The organism is Streptomyces sp. NPDC002125, assembly GCF_053593715.1.
Map to the genome: position 1 here is coordinate 646,503 of NZ_JBSFDD010000001.1, position 23,301 is coordinate 669,803.

Annotated in this window: 14 protein-coding genes; 3 read left to right on the forward strand and 11 right to left on the reverse strand. The window is 73.5% G+C overall.

All coding sequences use genetic code 11. The features are described 5' to 3' along the window. Positions 1–32: 32 nt before the first annotated feature. From nudC to ACWCQM_RS02865, 5 genes are all read right to left on the reverse strand, one after another. On the reverse strand, positions 33–980 hold the full coding sequence (gene nudC / locus ACWCQM_RS02845) for an NAD(+) diphosphatase (RefSeq protein ID WP_450913573.1): 948 nt from the start codon (positions 978–980) through the stop codon (positions 33–35). 45 nt (positions 981–1,025) lie between these two features. Next, positions 1,026–2,420, reverse strand: coding sequence for a dipeptidase (locus tag ACWCQM_RS02850; protein ID WP_450913574.1), 1,395 nt, complete (start codon positions 2,418–2,420; stop codon positions 1,026–1,028). A gap of 10 nt (positions 2,421–2,430) precedes the next feature. Further along, positions 2,431–6,027, reverse strand: a complete 3,597-nt coding sequence (locus tag ACWCQM_RS02855; RefSeq protein WP_450913575.1) for a UvrD-helicase domain-containing protein — start codon at positions 6,025–6,027, stop codon at positions 2,431–2,433. A gap of 60 nt (positions 6,028–6,087) precedes the next feature. Continuing rightward, positions 6,088–9,513 (reverse strand): ATP-dependent helicase, encoded by a 3,426-nt coding sequence (locus tag ACWCQM_RS02860; RefSeq protein WP_450913576.1) that lies wholly within the window; start codon positions 9,511–9,513, stop codon positions 6,088–6,090. Between the two features lie 418 nt (positions 9,514–9,931). After that, a complete protein-coding gene (locus ACWCQM_RS02865) occupies positions 9,932–10,348 on the reverse strand; it encodes an MGMT family protein (protein WP_450913577.1) in 417 nt (138 codons plus the stop codon). Positions 10,349–10,564: 216 nt separating this feature from the next. Here ACWCQM_RS02865 and ACWCQM_RS02870 point away from each other — a divergent pair, with 216 nt between their 5' ends. The 3 genes from ACWCQM_RS02870 to ACWCQM_RS02880 all read left to right on the forward strand — a co-directional run bounded on the left by ACWCQM_RS02870 (position 10,565) and on the right by ACWCQM_RS02880 (position 16,770). Next, on the forward strand, positions 10,565–13,345 hold the full coding sequence (locus tag ACWCQM_RS02870) for a lysylphosphatidylglycerol synthase domain-containing protein (protein WP_450913578.1): 2,781 nt from the start codon (positions 10,565–10,567) through the stop codon (positions 13,343–13,345). A 148-nt stretch (positions 13,346–13,493) separates the two neighbouring features. Then, on the forward strand, positions 13,494–15,089 hold the full coding sequence (locus ACWCQM_RS02875; protein WP_450913579.1) for an alpha/beta hydrolase: 1,596 nt from the start codon (positions 13,494–13,496) through the stop codon (positions 15,087–15,089). Between the two features lie 88 nt (positions 15,090–15,177). Further along, positions 15,178–16,770 (forward strand): alpha/beta hydrolase, encoded by a 1,593-nt coding sequence (locus tag ACWCQM_RS02880; protein ID WP_450913580.1) that lies wholly within the window; start codon positions 15,178–15,180, stop codon positions 16,768–16,770. Positions 16,771–16,871: 101 nt separating this feature from the next. Here the strand turns inward: ACWCQM_RS02880 and moeZ are convergent, their stop codons facing one another. The 6 genes from moeZ to ACWCQM_RS02910 all read right to left on the reverse strand — a co-directional run bounded on the left by moeZ (position 16,872) and on the right by ACWCQM_RS02910 (position 23,290). Next, a complete protein-coding gene (moeZ, locus tag ACWCQM_RS02885) occupies positions 16,872–18,050 on the reverse strand; it encodes an adenylyltransferase/sulfurtransferase MoeZ (protein ID WP_450913581.1) in 1,179 nt (392 codons plus the stop codon). An 84-nt stretch (positions 18,051–18,134) separates the two neighbouring features. Continuing rightward, entirely contained in the window at positions 18,135–18,959 is an 825-nt protein-coding gene (locus tag ACWCQM_RS02890; protein ID WP_450913582.1) for a spherulation-specific family 4 protein, read from the reverse strand. Next, positions 18,947–19,912, reverse strand: coding sequence for an NAD-dependent epimerase/dehydratase family protein (locus tag ACWCQM_RS02895; protein WP_073744973.1), 966 nt, complete (start codon positions 19,910–19,912; stop codon positions 18,947–18,949). Before ACWCQM_RS02895 ends, ACWCQM_RS02890 begins: the two co-directional genes overlap by 13 nt. Positions 19,913–20,047: 135 nt before the next feature. Then, positions 20,048–21,262, reverse strand: coding sequence for a hypothetical protein (locus ACWCQM_RS02900; RefSeq protein WP_450913583.1), 1,215 nt, complete (start codon positions 21,260–21,262; stop codon positions 20,048–20,050). A gap of 34 nt (positions 21,263–21,296) precedes the next feature. Next, positions 21,297–23,114 carry a DUF3492 domain-containing protein gene (locus ACWCQM_RS02905; RefSeq protein WP_450913584.1) on the reverse strand — a complete coding sequence of 606 codons (1,818 nt, stop codon included), beginning with the start codon at positions 23,112–23,114 and terminating at the stop codon, positions 21,297–21,299. Beyond that, positions 22,997–23,290, reverse strand: a complete 294-nt coding sequence (locus tag ACWCQM_RS02910; protein ID WP_450913639.1) for a hypothetical protein — start codon at positions 23,288–23,290, stop codon at positions 22,997–22,999. Before ACWCQM_RS02910 ends, ACWCQM_RS02905 begins: the two co-directional genes overlap by 118 nt. Positions 23,291–23,301 lie beyond the last annotated feature (11 nt).

A 23,301-nucleotide genomic window follows, 5' to 3' on the forward strand; every position in this document is an offset into this window, starting at 1 on the left:
GGCGGGGGCCTTCGTCGTACACGCGGCGGCCCTCAGGCCGTGTTGCCCGGCCTGGGGAGCGGCTTGCCGTACCAGAGCTCGATCAGCCGGGCGGCGATCGAGACGCCGAACGGGGGCAGCACCTCGCCCGAGTCGAAGGCCTCCGTCAGCTCCTCGCGGGAGAACCAGCGGGCCTCCTCGATCTCCTCGCCGTCCACGGTGATCTCCGAGGACTCGGCCCGGGCCATGAAGCCCAGCATCAGGCTGGAGGGGAACGGCCAGGGCTGGCTGGCGACGTACTCGACCTCGCCGACGGTGACGCCCGCCTCCTCGAAGACCTCGCGGGCCACGGACTGCTCGATCGACTCCCCGGGTTCGACGAAGCCCGCGAGCGTCGAGAAGCGGCCCTCGGGCCAGTGCACCTGGCGCCCCAGCAGCGCGCGGTCCTGGTCGTCGGTGACGAGCATGATCACCGCGGGGTCGGTCCGCGGGTAGTGCTCGGCCCCGCAGGCCTGGCAGCGGCGGATGTGGCCGGCGGCGGCGATGACGGTGCGCTCACCGCAGCGCGAGCAGAAGCGGTGGAGCCGCTGCCAGTTCTCCAGGGCGACGGCGTGCACCATCAGTCCGGCGTCGCGCGGGCCGAGGAGCATCCCCGCCTCGCGCAGACCGGCGGGCCTCGCTGACTGGTCCATGCGGCCCGGCAGGGAGTCCTTCTGGAGCGCGAAGTAGCGCACGCCGTCCGCGTCGGTGCCCAGGAAGTAGCGGTGGGTCTCGGTCAGCGGCGCCTCGAAGGAGGGTGTCATCACGAGCTCGGTGCCGCCGTCGGCGGTGTCGTCGATGAGGGCCTGGCCCCCGGAGACGACGAAGACCCTGGTCGTCGGGTGGCTCCAGGCAGCGGCGAGCCATGCCTCGTCGAGCCGGTGGTGCGCCGCGCGGTCGATACCGCTGGGCGCGGTGAGACCGATCGGACGGTCTGCGGTGGCGTTGTCGAAGGTGCTCACAGGTGCTTCCTACTCCCCCGGGGGTGGAATCGGGCGTTCAGAGATTCAGCGGAGTGCGGTGGCCAGCTCGCCCCACAGATGGGCGGTGGTCTCCACGCCCTTGAGGAGAAGATCCAGTTCGACCTTCTCGTCGGGACCGTGCCAGCCGTCGGACGGTACGGAGATGCCCAGGAAGAGGACGGGCGCTCCGAGGACGTCCTGGAGGTCGGCGGCGGGGCCCGAGCCTCCTTCGCGGGTGAAGAGGACCTTCGTTCCGAAGGCCCGCCCCATGGCCCGGGCGACCGCCTGGAGCGCGGGGTGGTCCAGCGGCGTCAGACAGGGGCGGGTGGCGGGGGAGAAGGTGATCCGGTGGCCGACACCGGCGGGGACCCGGGCCTCGGCCCAGGCGCGGACCGCTTCCTGGATGTGCTCCGGGTCCTGGCCCGCGACCAGCCGGAAGCTCAGCTTCACGAAGGCGGACGAGGGGATGACGGTCTTGCTGCCCGCGCCCTGGTAGCCGCCGCCGATGCCGTTGACCTCGGCGGTGGGGCGGGCCCAGACGCGCTCCAGGGTGGAGTAGCCGGCTTCGCCCGCTGTCGCCCGCGAGGAGGCCGTGCGCAGCCAGGTGTCCTCGTCGAAGGGCAGCTGGGCGAAGAGCTCCCGCTCGGTCTCGGTGAGCTCGGTGACCCCGTCGTAGAAGCCGGGGACCGCGACCCTGCCGTCCTCGTCGTGGAGGGCGGCGACGAGACGGGCGAGCGCGGTCGCGGGGTTGGGGACCGCGCCGCCGAAGGACCCGGAGTGGATGTCCTGGGCGGGGCCCGTCAGCTCGATCTCGCATTCGGCGAGGCCGCGCATCCCGGTGCAGACGGTCGGGGTGTTCTCGTCCCACATGCCGGTGTCGGAGACGATCACGACATCGGCGGCGAGCCGTGCGGCCCGCTCCTCGGCCAGCGCGCGGAAGTGGGGTGAGCCGGACTCCTCCTCGCCCTCGACGAGGAGCTTGAGGTGCACGGCGGGGGTGGTGCGGCCGGTGGCGGCGAGATGGGCACGGACGCCGAGTGTGTGGAAGAACACCTGGCCCTTGTCGTCGGCGGCGCCCCTTCCGTACATCCTGCCGTCGCGGATCACCGGTTCGAACGGGTCGCTGTTCCAGCCGTCCGCGCGGGCTGCGGGCTGCACGTCGTGGTGGCCGTAGACGAGGACGACGGGTGCGTCGGGGTCCTGCGACGGCCACTCGGCGAAGACCGCCGGGGCGCCGGGCGTCTCCCAGACCTCGGTGACGGGGAAACCGGTCTCCGCCAGCTTGTCCGACAGCCACTCGGCACTGCGCCGTACGTCCCCCTCGTGCTCCGGCTGAGCGGATACGGAAGGGATGCGCAGCCACTCGGCGAGGTCGTCGAGGAAGGCCGCGCGATGCTTCTGGGTGTACGTGTGGACGGCGCTGTCCGGGGTGTCGCTCATGCTTATGAGCCTATCGGCCTCGTGGAGGTGGCTCGTCCAGCAGGAGCTTCTCCAGCTCCTCCCGGCCCGGCAGACCGGTGGGGCGGACGGTCTCCCCGGTGCGTACGTAGAGGAAGGTCGCGGTCACCGAGTCCAGCGGCAGACCGTGCAGCTCGGCCCAGGCCAGCCGGTAGACGGCGAGCTGGAGCGGGTCGGCCGTGCGGTGCCTGGTGGTCTTCCAGTCGACGATCTCGTACGTGTCCCCCGTGCGGTAGACCGCGTCGATCCGGCCCCGGATGACCCGGCCCCCGAGCGCGATCTGGAACGGGGTCTCGACGCGGTACGGAGTGCGCCGGGCGTACGCGGTGCGCTCGAAGGCCTCCTTGAGCTCGGCGAGGTCGCGTTCGTCGGCGATCTCCGCGTCGCTCTCGTCGCCCCCCGGGAGCTCGTCCGGGCCGAGCATGGGCAGCGGCAGTTCCTCGAACCTGGACTCCACCCAGGCGTGGAAGCGGGTCCCCCGGCGTGCGGCGGGCTGCGGGGGCCTGGGCATGGGGCGGGCGAGCTCCCGCGCGAAGCCCTCCGGGTCGTCGGCGAGGTGCAGCAGCTGGGTGGCGGAGAGCGTCGCGGGCACGACGACGTCCCGCACGGTGGCGCGGGCGCGGCGCAGCTCACCGGCGAGGGCGTCGAGATCGCGGTCCCAGGAGGCGAGGGTGCGGGACTCCTCCGGGGTGAGGTCCGCGTCCGCCGGGGCACGGGCTGCGGGTACGTGCGGCACCGGGGCACCGGGGCGCGGGTCTCCTCCCGGAGCCGGGCCGCCGAAGGAGAACGGGCCGCCGACGGCAGGGGACGGACCACCGGCCCGGACCGGACCGCCGTCGGGGAACGGGGCGCCGTCGGGGAACGGGGCGCCGTCCGGGAACGGGTCGTCGTACGGGGCGTCGGCCTCGTCGTAGGCGGGCTCCTCGTCGGCGTGCAGAGGCTCGTGCCCGTACACAGGCTCGTCCCCGTACGGAGGCTCCCCGTCGTACGGAGGCTCCTCGTCGTACGGCTCGTAGGTGGGCTGCGGCGGCCCGGTGGCGTGCGCCGGGTCCTCGTACACATCCGGTACGGGCGCGGCCGCCAGGGTCTCCAGGTGGGCCAGGACCGTGTCCCGGGCGGCGCGGCGGCGGGCCATGGCGGTGTCGTCCAGCGGGAGGGGCCATGCCTGGTCGGCGTCCTTCTCCTGGAGCGCCGGGTTCTCCTCGTCCTCCTCCGGTTCGTCCGCCCAGACCTCGATCTCGCCGTGTCCGGCCGCGCAGTGCTCGTACAGCGCGTCCAGGAAGGCCGACGGGCCCCTCGGCTTCTTCTGGGACGGGCCCCACCAGTGGCCCGAGCCGAGGAGCAGACTGCGGGGGCGGGTGAAGGTGACGTAGCCGAGGCGGAGTTCCTCGGTGTGCTGGTGCTCCTTCATCTCCTCCTTGAACGCCTTGAGGCCCTTGGCGTCGAAGGCGTCCAGGGCGGGCAGCGTGGCCGTGTCGCCGCGCAGGGCGTGCGGCAGGACCTGCGGCTGCGACGTCCACGCCTCCCGGCTCCGCGCGCTGGGGAACTGGCCGGTGACGAGGCCGGGGACCGCGACGACGTCCCACTCCAGGCCCTTGGACTTGTGGGCGGTGAGGACCTTCACGGTGTTCTCACCGCCGGGCAGGGCGTTGTCCAGGCCCTTCTCGTACTGCGCGGCGGTACGCAGGAAGCCGAGGAAGGCGAGCAGGGTCGCGTCCCCGTCCACGGCGGCGAACCCGGCCGCGACGTCCAGGAAGTTGGCCAGGGTCTCGCGGCGCCGGGCGGCCAGGGCGTGCGGCGACGCGGAGAGCTCCACTTCGAGGCCGGTGGTGGCGAGGACGCGGTGCAGTACGTCCATGAGGGGGTCGGCCAGCGAGCGGCGCAGGTCGCGCAGTTCGGTGGCGAGGCGGGCGAAGCGGACGCGCGCCTCGGCGGAGAACGGCAGCTGGTCGTCCTCGGCCCCGCCGGACTCCAGGAAGGTGTCGAGGGCGTCGGCGAGCGAGATCACCTCGGCCGGGTCGGTGCCCTCGACGGCCTCGGCCAGACGCAGATCCGGGTCGGCGTCGTCACCCGCGGTGGAACGGTGGACGAGGAGGCGGGCCCGGCGTCCCAGGAGGGCGAGGTCGCGGGGGCCGATGCGCCAGCGGGGGCCGGTGAGCAGCCGGACCAGGGAGGCGTTGGCCCCGGGGTCCTGGAGGACCTCGCAGACGGCGACGAGGTCGGCGACCTCGGGCAGGTGCAGCAGTCCGGACAGGCCGACGACCTCGACCGGGATGTCCCGGGCGACGAGCGCGGCCTGGATCCGGGGGAAGTCGCCCGCGGTCCGGCAGAGCACGGCGATCTCCCCGGGCGCCGTGCCGGTGCGCACGAGGTGGGCGAGCGAGTCGCCGAGCCACTCGATCTCCTCGGCGTGCGTGCGCAGGAGGGCGCAGCGGACCGTGCCGTCCCTCTCCGCTCCGGGGGCGGGGCGCAGTGCCTCGACGCCTTCGTGCATGGCGCGCAGGGGCTCGGCGAGGCCGTTGGCGAGGTGGAGGAGACGGCCGCCGCTGCGGCGGTTCTCGCTGAGGGAGTAGCGGGTGGCGGGTGTGCCGTCGGCGTGCGGGAAGTGCCGGGGGAAGTCGTCGAGGTTGGCCACGGACGCGCCGCGCCAGCCGTAGATCGCCTGGCAGGGGTCGCCGACCGCGGTGACGGCGTGGCCCGTCGTGCCACTGCCGCCTCCTCCGCCGAAGAGCGCGGCCAGCAGCCGCCGCTGGGCCACGGAGGTGTCCTGGTACTCGTCGAGCAGGACGACCCGGAACTCGTCGCGCAGGATCGCCCCGACCTCGGGCCGGGTGAGGGCCAGCTCCGCGGAGAGGGCGATCTGGTCGCCGAAGTCGAGGAGGTCACGGCCGCGCTTCGCGTCGCGGTAGCGCCGGGTCAGTCCGAGGAGCTCGCGGCGGGCTCCGGCCGCCTCCGGGATCTTGCGCAGCTCGGCGTTGGTGAGCCGGGCCGTCTCCAGGGCGTGGAGCAGCTCGGTGTCGTACTCCGCGAGCTGGTCGGGCCCCACGAGGTGCTCGGCGAGCTCGGCGTCCAGGGCCAGCAGGTCGCTGACGAGGGTGGGGAAGGACCTGGTCAGCGCGGGGTAGGGGCCGGGGGCCTCGCGCAGCACCCGGGCGGCGAGCTGGTAGCGCGTGGCGTCGGCGAGGAGGCGGGTGGTGGGTTCGAGGCCGATGCGCAGGCCGTGCTCGGTGAGGAGCCGGCCGGCGAAGGCGTGGTAGGTGGAGATGCTCGGCTCGCCCGGAGGGTTGTCCGGATCGATGACGTCCGGATCGGTGACCCCGGCCGCGACGAGTGCCTTGCGGACGCGCTCGGCCAGCTCACCCGCGGCCTTGTTCGTGAAGGTCAGCCCGAGGACCTGCTCCGGGGCGACCTGGCCGGTCCCCACCAGCCACACCACCCGGGCGGCCATCACCGTGGTCTTCCCCGAGCCGGCTCCGGCCACGATCACCTGCGGGGCGGGCGGCGCGGTGATGCAGGCCGTCTGCTCCGGGGTGAAGGGAATCCCGAGGAGCTCCTTGAGCTGCTCGGGATCGGTGATACGGGAGGACACTCCAGAGAGGCTAACCGGAGGCACCGACAACGCCCTCCGGCACCGAATCCGTCAGGGCGTTCATTCGATGATCTGACTGCCCTCGGGCTGCGCGCTGCACGACGCCTTGAAGGCGCAGTGCGTGCAGTGGGTTCCCGTCGTGGGGGTGAACCGCTCGTCCAGGACCCGGCCCGCCGCCGTCGCGAGCAGGTCGGAGACCCACTCGCCCGACAGGGGTTCCTGGGCCTGCACCTTGGGAAGGGTGTCGCCGCCCTCCTTCTTCGGGGCGGGCTGCCGCAGCTGGACGAGTTCGGCACCCCCCGGTTCGGGCCGGCGGCCGTCGAAGACGTCGTCGACGGCCCCTTCCCTGACCGCCAGCTGGTACACGGCGAGCTGAGGGTGGGAGGCCACCTCGTCCTTGGCGGGCGCGCTCTTGCCGGTCTTGAAGTCGACGACGTACGCCCGGCCCTCGGTGTCCTGTTCGACCCGGTCCATCGAGCCCCGGATGCGCACGGCGTACTCGCCGGCTTCGAGGGTGACGTCGAAGTCGTGCTCGCTCGCGGCGGGAGTACGCCCGGCGCGGTCCATGACATGCCAGCGCAGAAAACGCTCCAGGGCGGCGCGCGCCTGGTCCTTCTCCTGGTGCGACTTCCAGGGCGCGTCGAAGACCAGGCCGTCCCATACGGAGTCCAGGCGTTCCATGAGGACGTCGAGGTCGGCGGCGGTACGCCCCGAGGCCACCTCGTCGGCGAGTACGTGGACCACGTTGCCGAAGCCCTGTGCCGCCGTCGCGGGGGCGTCGGCCTTGACCTCGCGGCCCAGGAACCACTGGAGGGCACAGGTGTTGGCGAGCTGGTCGAGCGCGCTCCCGGAGAGCGTGACGGGGCGGTCCCGGTCGCGCAGCGGGACCGCGGAGCGGGTCGGCTCGTTCAGCCCCCACCAGCGGTGCGGATGGGCCGCGGGCACCAGCGGCTGGCCCTCGTCGTCGGTGAGCGCGGCGAGCCGGGCGAGCCGGTGCGCGGCGGCGTCGCGCAGCGCCTCGGACGCGGCGGGGTCGACGGTCGTGGCGCGGAGCTCGGCGACGAGCGCCGCGACCGCGAGCGGGCGCCGGGGGCGGCCGGTGACGTCCCTGGGCTCGGCGCCCAGTTCGGTGAGGAAGCGGGACGGCTGGTCGCCGTCGTCGGCGGGGGCCTTGACCGCGGTGACGACGAGCCGTTCACGGGCGCGGGTCGCGGCGACGTAGAAGAGGCGGCGCTCCTCGGCCAGGAGCGCCCCGGGGGTGAGCGGTTCGGCGAGGCCGTCGCGGCCGATCCGGTCCGCCTCCAGGAGCGATCCGCGCCTGCGCAGGTCGGGCCAGAGCCCTTCCTGCACACCGGCGACGACCACCAGGGGCCACTCCAGGCCCTTGGAGCGGTGCGCGGTCATCAGGCGTACGGCGTCGGGGCGCACGGCGCGCCGCGAGAGGGTGTCGGCGGCGATGTCCTGGGCGTCGATCTCCTCCAGGAAGTTGAGCGCGCCGCGCCCCCCGGTGCGTTCCTCGGCGCGTGCGGCGGTGTCGAAGAGGGCGCACACGGCGTCGAGGTCCCGGTCTGCGTTCCGGCCGCCGGCGCCGCCGCGCAGCGCGGCCCGCTCCAGCCGGCCGGGCCAGGGGGTGCCGTTCCACAGGGTCCACAGCGCCTCCTCGGCGGTGCCGCCGCCCGCCAGGAGTTCGGTGGCCTTGCGCAGGAGCGCGCCGAGACGCTGGGCTCCGCGGGCGTACGCCGGATCGTGCGTGACCAGCCGCTCGGGCTCGGCGAGCGCCCGGGCCAGGAGCTCGTCGGAGGGCGGCGGTACGCGGTGCCCGGCGGCCCGCTCCTCGTCGCGCAGGGCACGGCCGAGACGGCGCAGATCGGCGGCGTCCATGGAGCCGAGCGGCGAGGCGAGGAGGGCGAGGGCGGTCTCGGTGCCGAGCGCGCCGGGCGCCGCCCCCTCACTCCTGTCGTCGTCCCCGCCTTCCTGGTCGTGGTCCCCGTACTGCTGGTCGGGGTCGCCGTACTCCTGGTCGTCGTCCCCGCCCTCCTGCTCGTCGGCCCCTGCACGGTGCAGCGCGGCGGTGGCCACGGTGCGCAGCGCGGTCAGCAGCGGGGCCACCGCGGGCTCGTGGCGCAGCGGAAGATCGTCGCCGTCCACCTCCAGGGGCACACCGGCCGAGGTGAGCGCCCGGCGCACGGCGGGGATCGAACGGCCGCCGGCGCGCACGAGGACCGCCATGTCCCTCCACGGCACGCCCTCCTCCAGATGCGCGCGCCGGAGCAGATCGGCGATGTTCTCCAGCTCGGTGGAGGCCGTCGGATAGGTGTACGCCTCGACCCGGCCGCCCTCGCGCACGGCGGACAGCTCCCGATGGGCCCGGACCTTGGCCGAGGGCAGCCGGGTGAGCGGCATCCGGCGGGTGAGCAGCCGGGTCGCTTCGAGCAGCCCGGCGCCGGAGCGGCGTGAGGTGGTGAGGACCCCGACGGGGGCGGGCGCGCCGTCGGCGCGGCGGAAGACGTCGGGGAAGTCGAGGATGCCGTTCACATCGGCGCCCCGGAAGGCGTAGATCGACTGGTCGGGGTCGCCGAAGGCGATCAGCGTGCGCCCCCCGCCGCTGCCCGGCGCGCCGCTCCCCCGGTTCCCGGCCAGCGCGTGCAGCAGCCGCACCTGGGCCGGGTCGGTGTCCTGGTACTCGTCGACGAGGACCACGTCGTAGCTCCGGGCCAGCACTTCCGCGACCTCGGGCCGCTCGGCGAGCAGGACCGCGCGGTGGACCAGTTCCGCGTAGTCGAGGACCCCCTGGGCGTCGAGGACGTCCAGGTACTCGGCGAGGAACTGCGCCGCGGCGCTCCAGTCCGGGCGGCCGGTGCGCCGGGCGAAGGCGCCCAGCGCGTCGGGCCCGAGGCCGAGCTCCCGGCTGCGGGCCAGCACCGCGCGCACCTCGTCCGCGAAGCCCCGGGTGGTCAGGCAGGCACGCAGTTCGTCGGGCCAGCGGACATGGGCCAGCCCCGACTGCTCCAGGCCGAGCTGCCCCGCGAGGAGCTCACGGACGGTGACGTCCTGCTCGGGGCCGGAGAGCAGACGCAGCGGATCGGCGAACAGGTCGGCGTCCTGGTGGGCGCGGACCAGGGCGTAGCAGTACGAGTGGAAGGTGGTGGCCTGCGGGCCTCTGGGCCCGCCGAGCCGGGCGGCCATCCGGTCGCGCAGCTCGACCGCCGCCTTGCGGCTGAAGGTGAGGACGAGGATGCGGGCCGGATCGGTGCCGTCGGCCACGCGCCGCGCGACCGCCTCGACCAGGGTCGTGGTCTTGCCGGTGCCCGGCCCGGCGAGGACCAGCAGCGGGCCGTCCCCGTGGTCAACCACCGCGCGCTGCGGCGCGTCCAGGAGAGGGGGGTCCACGGAGCCGGGCGGCGTGCGCACCAGCCGGTACGCGCCCGGGGCCCGCCGCCGTGTCTGACGGTGCGGGCTGTTCCGGGTGGTGGAGGAGGAGCTCACGTGGGTCGCCGGTCCTGGTGGGTGTACTCGGTCTGCTCGGTGGCCGGCCCGCTGAGGCGGGCCGTACGGCCGCGTGACGACGGCCGTCGGCCTCATCACGACGGCCGGTCGGTTACGGCCTCGTGGAGACGGCCTGACGATGACGGAACGGAAGGGGGAGCGGAGCGTGCCGCGTGTGGACGACGCTACGCCAGCGGCGGGGCGGAAAGCAGGCTATGGGCCGCGTCGCCCGTCACATGTGCGCCCCATGACGTGGGTGCGCCCCGTGTCACACGTGCGCCCCATGACGTGGATGCGTCCCCCGTCACCTGCGCGCCCCGTGGCACGGACGCGTCCCTTGTCACCTGCGCGCCCCGTGGCACGCCCGCTTTCCCATCGGCCCGGCGCCCGTCCCGCCGGGGCCGGATGGCGGAAGCTGTCAGGTGTGAGCTTCCTCGCCCGCGTCCGGACCACCGGTCACGCCGTCCCACCTGGCCCGCTTCATGTCGAGGCGCGGTACGTGCCCGTCCGCGCCGGGCGGGGCGGCCCGGAGCGGGGTGCCCTCCTCGCGGTAGTGGTCCAGCGCCCGCAGTTCATGGCCCGGCAGCAGCGTCCCGTCGGACCGCACCACTCGCCACCAGGGGGCCGCGGAGCCGTACAGCGCCATCACCCGGCCGACCTGCCTCGGCCCGCCGTCGTCCAGCCACTCCGCGATGTCCCCGTACGTCATGACGCGGCCGGGCGGGATCAGGTCCGCCACGTCCAGGACGCGTTCCGCGTAGACGGGCAGCTCGGGGGCCTCGGGGGTGGCGGGCGCGGCACCGGTCCTGTCGTCCCTCGTCCGGTCTTCGCTCATCCGTCACATCCTGCCGTACGCCACCGACAGCCGGGAGGGCCAGATCTCGGCCTGGTCACAGAGCGTGCAAGCCGGGGCGAAGCCGCGTATGTTGCGCATCGCGCTCGTGCCATGCACCCTGATGCCCCTCTCTGTCCGCTGGCCGTGCCACCATCATGCGGGCGGTGACCGGTGATACGAGAACACGAAGATCCATCAGAGGCGAAGGAGCAGGGCGTGCAGCCACCGAAGGCGGCGGACGCCTCTGACGCCGAGCCGCGCCCGGACGCACCCGGCACCCCGGACGCGCCCGACGCTTCGGAACGCCCGGACGCGCCCGGCGCCCCGGAGCCGGCGAAGGAGACGCCCGAGCCGGGCACCGAGCCCCTGGCGGGCTCGACGCTCGCGTCGGCCGACGCCGCGCTGAGCGACCGCGTCTCGGGCGACGAGCCGCTCCTGCCCGCCCGGGTGCACCGTCCGTCGGATCTGCTGCGGCTCCTCGTCGGTGTCCTCGCGATCGCTCTGCTCTTCTCCATCGCCGCCTTCGCCCAGGGCACCACCACCGGTCTCGAGGACGACATCTCCAAGGGCACCGACCAGGCGCCCGATCTGCTGATCAAGCTCGCCGGTCTGGTGTCGAGCATCGCGGTGCTCCTCGTGCCGGTCGCCTTCGCGATCGAGCGCCTGGTCAAACGCGACGGGCTGCGGATCGCGGACGGGGTGCTCGCCGCCGTGCTCGCCCACGGTGTGACCCTCGCCACCGACCTCTGGGTGGCCCGGTCGGCACCCGGGACCATCCGGGAGGCGCTGACCCAGCCCCAGCCGGGGGACGCGCTGACCGACCCCGTGCACGGCTATCTCGCACCCGTGATCGCCTATATGACGGCGGTCGGGATGGCCCGCAGACCCCGCTGGCGGGTCGTGCTGTGGGTGGTGCTGCTCCTGGACGCGTTCGCGATGCTGGTCGGCGGCTACACCACGCCGTTCTCGATCGTCCTCACCGTGCTGATCGGCTGGACCGTGGCGTACGGCACGCTGTACGCGGTCGGCTCGCCGAACGTACGCCCGACCGGTCAGCATCTGATGGCCGGTCTGCGTCACGTCGGCTTCCGCCCGGTCGCCGCGATGCGCACCGAGGACACTCACGAAAGCATCGACCAGAGCGACCGGGGCCGCCGCTATCTGGTCACCCTGGAGGACGGCCCACCGCTGGACGTGACGGTCGTCGACCGTGAACAGCAGGCCCAGGGCTTCTTCTACCGGGTGTGGCGCAGGCTCACCCTGCGCAGCATCACCCAGCGCCGCTCCATCCAGTCGCTGCGGCAGGCACTGGAGCAGGAGGCGCTCCTCGCGTACGCCGCGATCGCCGCCGGGGCCAACGCCCCCAAGCTGATCGCCACGTCCGAGCTCGGCCCCGACGCCGTGATGCTCGTGTACGAGCACATCGGCGGGCGCTCGCTGGACGCCATGGAGGACGAGGAGATCACCGACGAGCTGGTGCGGGGCGCCTGGCGTCAGGTGCGGGCCCTCCAGTCGCGGCGGATCGCGCATCGCAGGCTGACCGGCGACGCCATCCTGGTCGACCGTTCCGGCACGGTGTTCGTGACGGATCTGCGCGGCGGGGAGATCGCGGCGGGCGACCTGATCCTGCGTATGGACGTCGCCCAGCTGCTCACCACCACCGGTCTGCGCGTGGGCGCCGAGCGGGCCGTCGCCGGGGCTCTCGCCGTGCTCGGGCCGGATGCCGTCGCCGACTGCCTGCCGCTGCTCCAGCCGATCGCGCTGAGCCGCTCCACGCGGGCGACGCTGCGCAGACTCGCCCGGGAGCGTTCGCAGCGCGAGCGCGAGGCGGTGCTGGAGGCCTCGCAGGCGGCGAAGCAGGCCAAGGCCGAGGAGCACGAAGCCGCGGCAGCCAACGACCGCAAGGCCGCCCGCAAGTCGCTGCGCACGGAGAAGCAGGCAGAGAAGCGGGCGATGGACGACGCCCTTGAAGAGGCCCGCGAGGAGGACATGCTGGCCCAGATCCGCCGCGAGGTGCTGCTGATCAGGCCGCAGGCGCCGGTCGAGCCGGTGCGTCTGGAACGCATCAAGCCGCGGACCCTCTTCAGCTTCATCGCCGGTTCCATCGCCGCCTACTTCCTGATCTCGCAGGTCACCGAGGCCGACTTCGGCACGGTCGTGGAGCAGGCGGAGTGGGGCTGGGTGGCGGCGGCGCTGGGCTTCTCGGCCCTGAGCTACGTCGCCGCGGCCATGAGCCTGCTGGGCTTCGTGCCGGAGCGGGTGCCGTTCGGGAAGACCGTGCTGGCGCAGGTGGCCGGGTCGTTCGTGAAGATCGTGGCCCCGGCGGCGGTCGGCGGTGTGGCGCTGAACACGCGCTTCCTGCAACGCGCCGGAGTGCGCCCTGGTCTCGCGGTCGCGAGCGTCGGCGCGTCCCAGCTGTTCGGCCTCGGCTGCCACATCCTGCTGCTCGCCCTCTTCGGCTATCTGACGGGAACGGAGAAGACACCGGACTCGCTCACCCCCTCCAGGACGGTCATCGCGGGGCTGCTCACCGTGGCCGTGCTCGTGCTGGTGGTCACCGCGATCCCGTTCCTGCGGAAGTTCGTCGTCACCCGGGTGCGGTCCCTGTTCGCCGGCGTCGTGCCGCGCATGCTCGACGTGGTGCAGCGCCCGCAGAAGCTGATCACCGGCATCGGCGGCATGCTGCTGCTGACCGGCCTGTTCGTGCTCTGCCTGGACGCCTCGATCCGCGCGTTCAGCGGTCCGGACGTGCCGCAGCTCAGCTACGCGAGCATCGCGGTGGTCTTCCTCGCGGGCAACGCGCTCGGTTCGGCGGCGCCCACCCCCGGCGGTATGGGCGCGGTCGAGGGAGCGCTGACCCTGGGTCTGATCGCGGTCGGCCTGCCCAAGGAGGTCGCGGCTCCGGCGGTCCTGCTGTACCGCGTCATGACCCTCTGGCTGCCGGTGCTGCCCGGCTGGATCTGCTTCAACCAGCTCACCCGGAAGGGCGAGCTCTAGGGTCTCCCGTCCGGTACACGGCCGGGTCTCCCGTCCGGTACACGGCCGGACGGGACTCCGAGGACCGCACGAACACTTGCACGAGGGTGCTCCACCCGCATGGCCCACGCCCCGCGCGGCACCTCGTGCCCCGCCGCACGATGGGGTCATGAGGACTTCCCCCGCCCTGCGTGCCGCTGCCCTCGCCGCCACCGCCACGGTGCTGCTGCCCCTGACGGCCTGTTCGGACGACGGTGACGACGGGGGCACGGGGTCGAGGCCGTCGACCGCCTCGACGGCCTCCCCCACCGCCACCTCGAAGGAACTGTCCTCCCAGAAGCTCGACTGGCAGCCCTGCCCCGCCCCCAGCACGGCTCAGGGCAGCGGCACGGCCCCCACACCCCTGCCGGGCGGCGCCGCCTGGCAGTGCTCCTTCATGGACGTACCGCTCGACTACGCGGACCCGGACGGCCGGACCATCGAACTGGCCCTCATCCGCGCGCCTGCCAGGAACCAGGACCGGCGGATCGGCTCGCTCGTCTTCAACTTCGGCGGGCCGGGCGCCTCGGGCGTCGCCACGCTGCCGTCCTTCGGCACCGACTACGACTCCCTGCGCACCCGTTACGACCTGGTGAGCTTCGACCCGCGCGGGGTCGGCCGCAGCGAAGCCGTCCAGTGCGCGGACGACGCGGAGCTCGACGCCCGTTACGAGCAGGACGGCACCCCGGACGACGCCGAGGAGGAGAAGCAGTTCGCCGAGGACCAGAAGTCCTACATCGCGGCCTGCGAGGAGAACTCGGGGGACGAGCTCCCCTTCGTCGGCACGACGAACGCGGCCCGGGACATGGACCTGCTCCGCCAGGTACTCGGTGACGACAAGCTGAACTACTTCGGGATCTCCTACGGCACCGAGCTGGGCGGCGTCTACGCCCATCTGTACCCCCGGAACGTCGGCCGGGCCGTCCTGGACGCCGTCGTCGACCCCACGGAGAACTCCCTCGAATCCTCGCTCGGTCAGGCCGAGGGCTTCCAGCTGGCCCTGGACAACTTCACCGCCGACTGCGCGGAGCGCGACGACTGCAAGCTCCCCGGAGCCACCTCGAAAGAGGTCCAGGAGTGGATCGCCGGCCTCCTCGCCAAGCTGGAGAAGAAGCCCGTCCCCGGGCTCGGCGAACGGGAGCTGACGCAGACCCAGGCCACCACGGGCATCGCCTCGGCCCTCTACTCCGAGGAGACCTGGCCGCTGCTCGAGCAGGGCCTCGACGAGGCGGACGGTGACAACGGCGGGCTGCTGCTCGCACTCGCCGACTCGCTGAACGGCCGCTCCGAGGACGGCCACTACGACAACTCCAACGCGGCCAACACCGCCATCAACTGCGCCGACTCCAAGGAGCGGTTCAGCCTGGAGCAGACCAGGAAGGCGCTCCCCGAGTTCCGCGAGGCCTCCCCTGTCTTCGGCGACTACCTGGGCTGGGGCCTGATGGCCTGTACCGGCTGGCCCGTCGCGGGTGCCTGGGACACCCCGGACGTGAGCGCGCCCGGCTCCGCCCCGATCCTGGTCATCGGCAACACCGGGGACCCCGCGACGCCGTACGCCGGCGCGAAGGCGATGGCCGCCGAACTCGGCAAGGGTGTCGGGATCGAGCTCACCTACAAGGGTGAGGGACATGGGGCGTACAACAGCGGCAGCACCTGTGTGCAGAGGGCCGTGGACGGCTATCTGCTGGAAGGAAAGGTGCCGAAGTCGGGAACGGTCTGCGAGTGACCGCTCGTTGGACGGCCGGACAGAGGTGACCGGCGTCGGTGGCACCCGGACCGCTCCGGGTGCCGGGCTCAGGGGGGAGGGAGCGCGCATGCGCGTACGCGGAAGGACCCACGCGGGTGCGGCGACGGCCGGAGCGGCCCTGCTGCTGGTGACCGCGGTCCTCACGGGGTGCGACGACGGCCCGGCGCCCCCTCAGTCGTCCAAGGGCTCGTCGCCCCGGGCGTCCGAGGAGTCCTCGAAGGCGTCCGGGCAGTCCTCGGAGGCGTCCGGGCAGCCCTCGAAGGCCTCCGGGGCGCCGCCCGCGCTGGACTGGAAGCGCTGCGAAGCCCCGGAGGGCGGCACCGAGCCCGGTCCCGGGTGGCGGTGCGCCACCCTCGACGTGCCCCTGGACCACGCGGCCCCCGAGGGCAGGACGATCGGCATCGCGCTGATCCGCAAGTCCGCGACGAGAAAGAGCGAGCGGCTCGGCTCGATGCTCTTCAACTTCGGCGGGCCCGGCGGCTCCGGCGTCGGCATCCTGCCGCGCGCAGCGGGTTCGTACAGGCAGCTCAACACCCGCTACGACCTGGTGGGCTTCGACCCGCGCGGGGTCGCCGCCAGCTCGGGTGTCCGCTGCCGGAGCGACAAGGACCAGGAGACGGCCTACCGCGAGGTCGACATGACCCCGGACACACCGGCGGAGGAGGCCGCGTTCATCGCGGACGGCAGGGACTTCGGCGCCGGCTGCGCGCGTCTCTCCGGGACGGTGCTCCCCCACGTCGGCACGGCGAACGCGGCCCGGGACATGGACGCGATCCGCAGGGCGCTCGGCGACGAGAAGCTGTCGTACTTCGGCATCTCGTACGGCACGGAGCTCGGCGGGACCTACGCCCATCTCTTCCCCGGGAGGGTGGGGAGAGTGGTGCTGGACGCCGTCGTCGACCCGACGGCGGACTCGGTGGGCCACGCACGCAACCAGGCGACGGGCTTCCAGCGGGCCCTGGAGAACTACCTGAAGGACCGCGGGCAGGACCCCGCCGCCGGCACCCGGCGCATCGCGGCCCTGCTGGAGCGGATCGACAGGAATCCGCTGCCGACCTCGTCCGGCCGGGAGCTCAACGAGTCGCTGGCCGTCATCGGCATCGTGAAGCCCCTCTACTCCAGGAGCGGCTGGCCCACCCTGACGGCCGCGCTCGACGAGGCCGAGGACAGCGGCAGGGGCGACCGTCTGCTGGAATTGGCCGACGCCTACAACGGCCGGGACGGCAGCGGGCACTACGACACCCAGAACCACTCCCAGCGGGCGATCTCCTGTGCCGACGCCAGGGCCAGACCGACGGCGGCCGAGGCCCGGGCCCTGCTCCCCGGGTTCCGGAAGCTCTCACCGGTCTTCGGCCCGTTCCTGGCGTGGGACACGGCGGGCTGGTGCGCGGACTGGCCGGTCGAGGGGGAACACGACACCCCGGAGGCGAGCGCGCCGGGCGCCGGCCCGGTCCTCGTCATCGGCACCACGGGCGACCCCGCGACACCGTACGAGGGCGCCCGCCGGATGGCCGACGAGCTGGGTGAGGGGGTCGGCGTGATGCTGACCAACAAGGGTGAGGGGCACGGTTCGTACGGCGTGAGCCCGTGCGTGACCTCGATCGTCGACGCCTACTTCCTGGAGGGGAAGGTCCCGGCGGACGGACGCACCTGCTCCTGACCGCAGCACGGCAGCCCCGTCCCGGCACGTGAAGGGGCCGGCCCCGTCGCCGGAGCCGGCCCCTTCACAGATGTCGGTACGTCACACCGCGGTGCGGCGGTCTAGTAGACCGGCTTCTCCGGCTCGATCTGGTTGACCCAGCCGATGACCCCGCCGCCGAGGTGCACCGCGTCGGCGAAGCCCGCCGACTTGAGGACCGCGAGGACCTCGGCGCTGCGCACACCGGTCTTGCAGTTCAGGACGATGCGCCTGTCCTGTGGGAGGTCCTGGAGGGCGTTGCCCATCAGGAACTCGTTCTTCGGGATCAGCCGGGAGCCGGGGATCGAGACGATCTCGTACTCGTTCGGCTCGCGGACGTCGATGAGCTCGATCTTCTCGTCGGCGTCGATCCACTCCTTGAGCTGCTTGGGAGTGATCGTGGAGCCGGCTGCCGCCTCCTGGGCCTCCTCGGACACGACGCCGCAGAAGGCCTCGTAGTCGATGAGCTCGGTGACGGTCGGGTTCTCGCCGCAGACCGCGCAGTCGGGGTCCTTGCGGACCTTGACCTGGCGGTACTGCATCTCCAGCGCGTCGTAGATCATCAGACGGCCGACGAGCGGGTCACCGATACCGGCGAGCAGCTTGATGGCCTCGTTGACCTGGATGGAGCCGATGGACGCGCAGAGCACGCCCAGGACACCGCCCTCGGCGCAGGACGGAACCATGCCGGGGGGCGGCGGCTCCGGGTAGAGGCAGCGGTAGCAGGGGCCATGCTCGGACCAGAAGACGGACGCCTGGCCGTCGAAGCGGTAGATCGAGCCCCAGACGTACGGCTTGTTCAGCAGGACCGCGGCGTCGTTGACGAGATAGCGGGTGGCGAAGTTGTCCGTGCCGTCCACGATCAGGTCGTACTGCGCGAAGATGTCCATCACGTTGTCGGCTTCGAGCCGCTCCTCGTGAAGGACGACGTTCACCAGGGGGTTGATCCCCTGCACGGTCTCCTTGGCCGACTGGGCCTTGGACTTGCCGATGTCGGCCTGGCTGTGGATGACCTGGCGCTGCAGGTTCGACTCGTCGACCTCGTCGAACTCGACGATACCGAGCGTGCCGACACCGGCCGCGGCCATGTACATCAGGGCCGGCGAGCCGAGACCGCCGGCCCCGACACAGAGCACCTTCGCGTTCTTCAGCCGCTTCTGTCCGTCCATCCCGACATCCGGGATGATCAGGTGGCGGGAGTACCTGCGGACCTCATCGACGGTGAGCTCGGCAGCCGGCTCGACCAGGGGTGGCAGCGACACAGGAACCTCAACAATGCAGGTGGTCGGTTTCTACGTACTTCATCTACGTACGGTTGTTCTCCCGTAACACTGCCACGCCGCTTCTCATTCCGAGATACCGGGTCCGATCCGCGAGACGAATTCGTCCCAGTAGCTGGGCAGTGCCGCGAATGGGTCGCTTTGTCCCCTCGTGCCGTCCCGGTCGGTGAAGAAGATCGTGCCCGCTCCCTGCCAGCGTGCGATGCGCATGGCCTCCTCCAGATGGGTGCGCGGGACCCCGTGGACGAGGTGCGCGAAGCGGCCCGGCTCGTACGCGGCCGTCCACTCGGCCACCTGCGACCAGCGGTAGTCGGTCCAGGGCCCCCGGAAGGTGACCAGCTGGTCGGCGGCCTCGGCGTACCCCGGGTGGGGGTGGGTGCCGTGGCCCAGGACCAGCCGCCCGCCCTCCTCGTCCGAGCTGTCGCTGTCGGCGAGGAGCGCGGCGAGGGTGCTGGTCAGCCGGCGGACCGCGGGGAGCCGGTCGCGTTCGGCGGGGCACCGGTCCAGATAGAAGCCGCCGACGCGGTACCAGTCGAGGTAGGCCTGCGCGTCGGCGATCAGCTCCCCGAAGGGGCGGTCTCCGTGGGCCAGGTCGAGGTGGCCGAGCAGCCTCCCCCCGGAGGCCCTGACGGTGTCGTCGGGTGCCTCCCCGTGCAGGGCGCGCTCGCGGGCGTTGCGGAGGCGGCCCGCCGCTTCCAGGCAGTGCGGGTCAGGGCGGGCGCCCGGCCCGTTGTCGATGTTGAGCACCGCCCAGTGCAGGGGGGTGCCCGGGCGGTTGAGCCCGTCCCATTCGGTGGGTGCGAGCAGCGGATGGGCGTAGCCGGGCACGCCGACCCCGAGCCCCTCGTCCGCGCCGGTCCGCAGGACGGAGCCGGTGCTCAGATACGGCACGCCGCCTCCATCCAGATGTCGGCGAGCGACTCCTCCAGATTGATCCGGGGCCGCCAGCCGAGCCTGTCCCGTGCGGTGCGGACATCGGCCTGCTGCCAGGCGCCGCAGCCGTCCGGGTACGGGGAGGGGGTCGCGGCGAGGTGCTCCACGACGGACTCCGTCGAGGCGCGGGGCGCACCGATGGGGAGCCGGGCGGGGGGCGTGTCCAGCTCGTGGAGCGCGCCCGCGTATCCGGCGACCCTGGCCAGGACCGCCGCCGCGTCCCGCAGCCGCACGGCACGGCCGGTGCCGATGTTCACGACACCCTGGGCCGCGGAGAGCGAGGCGGCGTGCACGGCGCGCGCCACATCGCGTACGTCGACGAAGTCCCGCTGCACACCGAGGCCGCTGAGCTTGAGCTCGGGGTCGCCGGACTGCATGGCGCGGCGCATCGTCTCGGCGAGCCTGCCGAGCGGGGAGCCCGCCGGGGTGCCGGGCCCGACGGGAGAGAAGACCCGGAGCACGACCGCGTCGAGACCGGAGCCGAGCACCAGCTCGGTGGCGGCGAGTTTGCTGACGCCGTACGGACCTCCCGGACGGGGCACGGCGTCCTCGGCGGTGGACGAGCCTGGCTGGGAGGGCCCGTATTCGGACGCGCAGCCGACCTGGACGAGCCTCGGGCTGCATCCGCTGCGGCGCATGGCCTCGCAGACCGTCGCGACGGCCACGGTGTTGTGGCGGGTCAGGTCGCGGGCACCGCCCCGGGTGGCACCCGCGCAGTTGACGACGACCCCGGGGTGGACGGCGTCCAGGAAGCGGGTGAGCGCCCCGGGGCTGCCGCCCGCGAGGTCGAACCGTACGTCGGCGTCGTCGCCGCGGCCGAGCGCCGTGAGGTGCACGGCGGGGTCGGCGAGCAGGCGGTCGGCGACGAAACGGCCCAGGAATCCGTTGGCTCCGAGCAGCAGAACCCTCATCGCGCGCCCCCTCGGTGCCGACGGCGTGCTGCCGGTGAGAGGGATTGGGGGGTCATGTCCGGTGTCTCCTTGAGGAAAGGGGTGGGCGGGAGGGGAAGCCCGCGGCGTCGGCTCCGCGGGATGGGGAGGGGCCCGCTACGCCGAGGCGTGGGCGGACGCCCGGGTGAGGGTGACCGATGCGTGGATCAGCAGTCCCAGCGCGGCGGCGCCGCAGGCCAGGGCGGGTACGCCGCCGGGACCGGCCGCGGCGACGACGGCCTCGACCGGGCGGGCGACGGGATCGAGGCCCGGCAGCCGTCCGGCGAGGACGAGGAAGGGAGCGGCGACCTCGACGGCGCAGGCGGCGGCGAGTCCGGTGGCGGCGGGTTCCGGGAAGCCGTGCACGGCGAGCAGCCGGGCCAGGAAGAGGAGTGCTCCGAGGGCGAGCGGTGCGGCCGTGACCATCGGGGCACCGTCCTCGCCGGGGTGGCCGAGTCCGGCGAGGAGGAGCAGCGCGGCCAGCGCGCAGAGGAAGAGCGCGAGTACGCCGAAGAGCAGCGGGCGTACGCCGGCGCCGAATTCCGAGAGCGCGTGGGACCCGGCGAGCCTGCTCCGCGCGTGGGCGGCGAACAGGTGGGCGCACCAGGCGGCGGGGGCCAGGGCGAGGGCGAGACCGAGGAGGGGGGCGGGCGCGGCGGTCCAGTTGCCGTCGGGGCCTCCGCTGATGACCTGGGTGAGCAGGTCGTCGCCGTACACGACGTATCCCAGGAGGCAGCAGACGTAGAGGGTGATGCCGCCGGTGCCCTCCGGGGCGCGCAGGGGGCCGCCGCGCAGGCAGAGCCGGAGTCCGAGGACGACGAGCAGGGCTCCCAGGGCGGTCACCGCGCATCTGGCCTCCCCGCCGAGGAGTCCCTCGGTGGCCCGGAGCGCCCCGGTGGTGGCGAGGCAGGCGGCACCGGGCAGCAGCGCGGTCAGCGTCCACGCGGCCCGCGCCTCCGTGCCGGACTCCGGCCTCGGCTCCGGTCCGCGGGCGCCTGGGGCGGCCCTGCCGGAGCCGGGGACGCGTGCGTAGAGCTCCTCGGCGAGCGAGAAGACGTCACGGTGCCGGTAGCGCGCGGCGGCCCGGTCGGTGAGCCCGTGGGCCTCCAGGCCGGCGGCGATCTCCAGGGGGTCGACGGCGCGCTCGCAGAGGTCGCGGTGCCGGTGCATCAGCACCTTCACCGGGTCCGCCGTGCCGCGCCGGGCGGCGGACCGCCGGGCGGGGTGATGGGCGATCTCGGGGGCCCTGACGGCGGACCGTACGGTTCCCGGCTCCCCCTCGGGTGCGCCTGGACCGGCGTCGGGGGAAGGTGCTTCGGTCGGTCTGCCCATCGGGGCACCTCCGTGGTCGTGGTCGCTCGTGTCGTCACGCATCGCCGTCCCCCGCTCCGCGTGCGCCCGCGCACACGCCCTCGGCGCCGATGGCCCAGCTCGGCACCCTGGACGCGCCGGAGGCGACCGGTTCCAGCGGCAGACCGCCCAGCACATGGGCTTCCGGCGGCGTGGCGAAGGGGCGCGGCGGGCCGGCCGGGTCCTGGGGGGCCTGCGGTTCCGGCCACCTGGCCGGGGCCTGGCCCACCAGGTCGAGGTAAATGCCGCGAAATGCCGTGAGGTTCTGCTCGACGGTGAAGAGCTCCAGTGCCCTGGCGCGGGCCGCCGCACCCAGGCGCGCGCGGCGCTCGGGGTCGCGCAGCAGCGCGAGACAGGCGTCGGCGAGCGCCTTCGGGTTGCGCGGGGGCACCACCAGTCCCGTACCGCCGACGACCTCGACCACGGCGCCGACGTCCGTCGAGACGGTGGCCCTGCCGCAGAACATCGCCTCGACCAGGCTGATGGGGAAGCCCTCGACGACGCTCGACAGGACGACGACTCCGCCCGCCGCGTAGGCCTCGGCGAGGTCGGGCACCTCGGGGCCGCCGATCTCCTCGAAGGTGACCGGGCTGGCGCCGACGGCGTGCGCGTCCGCGGCCTCGTCGGGGAAGAGCTGGGCGGCGAGCGCCTGGCACCGGGCGAGATACGTCTCGCCCTCACCGCCCTGGACGGGGGCGCCGAAGATCCGCAGCCGGGCGTCCGGTTCGGCCCTGTGGACCTCGGCGAAGGCGTGCAGCAGCGCGATCAGGTCCTTGGCGGGCTCGATCCGCCCGATCCACACCAGCGTGCCGGGCCCGCCCTCGTCGTCCCCCTCACCGACGGCCCCGAAGCGCTCCGCCTCCATGCCCGGGTAGACGGTGCGCAGCTTGTCCCGGTCGGCCCCGAACCGCTCCTGCCAGCGGCGCACATGGGTGTTGCCGGGGGTGATGAGGGCGGCCTGGCGGTACACCTCGGAGGCGAGCAGGCCGTGGAAGTTGGCCAGGAGGGCGCGCACCGGCGCGCCGAGCGGGGCCTCGGGCGCCGCCAGGTAGTGGGCCCGCAGCGGCACACCGTGCTCGGTCACCAGCAGGGGCACGCCGAAGAAGCGTTTGGCCAGCAGCCCCGGCAGGGCGGCCGCTCCGCCGGAGGCCGCGTGGCAGAGGTCGACCGCGCCGAGGCCGTCCTCGTCGTACCAGTCGAGGGAGAGGGGGCGCAGCGCGCGCTCCAGCTCGGCCGCGAAGGCGAGGTAGTCGGGGACGGTGGCGCTGTGGACGGTCCGCCCGGTGCCGGGTGCCCGGCAGGCCGACTCCACGATGCGTACGGTCGCCTCGGAGCGCAGGGCCGTGTGCAGTCCGCCGTGCTCCTGGGCCAGTTCGGCGAGGCCGTAGAGGCCCTCGGTGAAGAGGTCGGCCGCCGCGGTGTCCTGGCCGAGGGGCTCGGGCCCGGGGGCGGACCCGGCCGCCCTGCCGGCCCCGGGTGCGGGCTCCTGACCGGCGCAGACCGCGCCGACGAGCGCCGTCACATGCGCCGTGAAGCGCCGCCTGTCCCGCCGCCCGTACGCGCGCCCCAGACCGGTGGCGATCCGGCCCGTCAGCCTCCGGGGACGGCCGGTGTGCCAGGCGTCCTCCTCGTGCGTCCACAGTGGGGCCGTCCGCACCCGGCCGACGCGGTCGGGAAGCCTGACCCAGCCGCGTCGCTCCTGGTCGGCGGAGCGGCTCAGCGCGAAGAGGTCGAACTCGTGCTGGGGCAGCCCGCGCACCAGACGGTCGCACCAGAGTCTGGACTCACCGGTCGCATACGGATAACCACCGTCCGTGAGGAGTCCGATCCGCACGAGCACACCCCCGATCTCCCTTGTGGACGGCCGCCGTTGATCGGCGACTCGCAGCGGGACGACCGTAAGCGGATTCGCAGGTGGTGCGACGGACGGTTGAGTCCGGTCACCTCGGGGCGGGCGCCGACGCCGCCGAGGCGGCCGACCACGCCCAGGGTCCGGGCGCCGCCGCCCACCGTGCGGCCCC

Coding starts and splice junctions, on each gene's coding strand:
- ACWCQM_RS02865 (WP_450913577.1), bottom strand. CDS start 10,348: ATGAGCGAAGACCGGACGAGGGACGACAGGACCGGTGCCGCGCCCGCC.
- ACWCQM_RS02895 (WP_073744973.1), bottom strand. CDS start 19,912: ATGAGGGTTCTGCTGCTCGGAGCCAACGGATTCCTGGGCCGTTTCGTC.
- ACWCQM_RS02875 (WP_450913579.1), top strand. CDS start 13,494: ATGAGGACTTCCCCCGCCCTGCGTGCCGCTGCCCTCGCCGCCACCGCC.
- ACWCQM_RS02850 (WP_450913574.1), bottom strand. CDS start 2,420: ATGAGCGACACCCCGGACAGCGCCGTCCACACGTACACCCAGAAGCAT.
- ACWCQM_RS02880 (WP_450913580.1), top strand. CDS start 15,178: ATGCGCGTACGCGGAAGGACCCACGCGGGTGCGGCGACGGCCGGAGCG.
- ACWCQM_RS02900 (WP_450913583.1), bottom strand. CDS start 21,262: ATGGGCAGACCGACCGAAGCACCTTCCCCCGACGCCGGTCCAGGCGCA.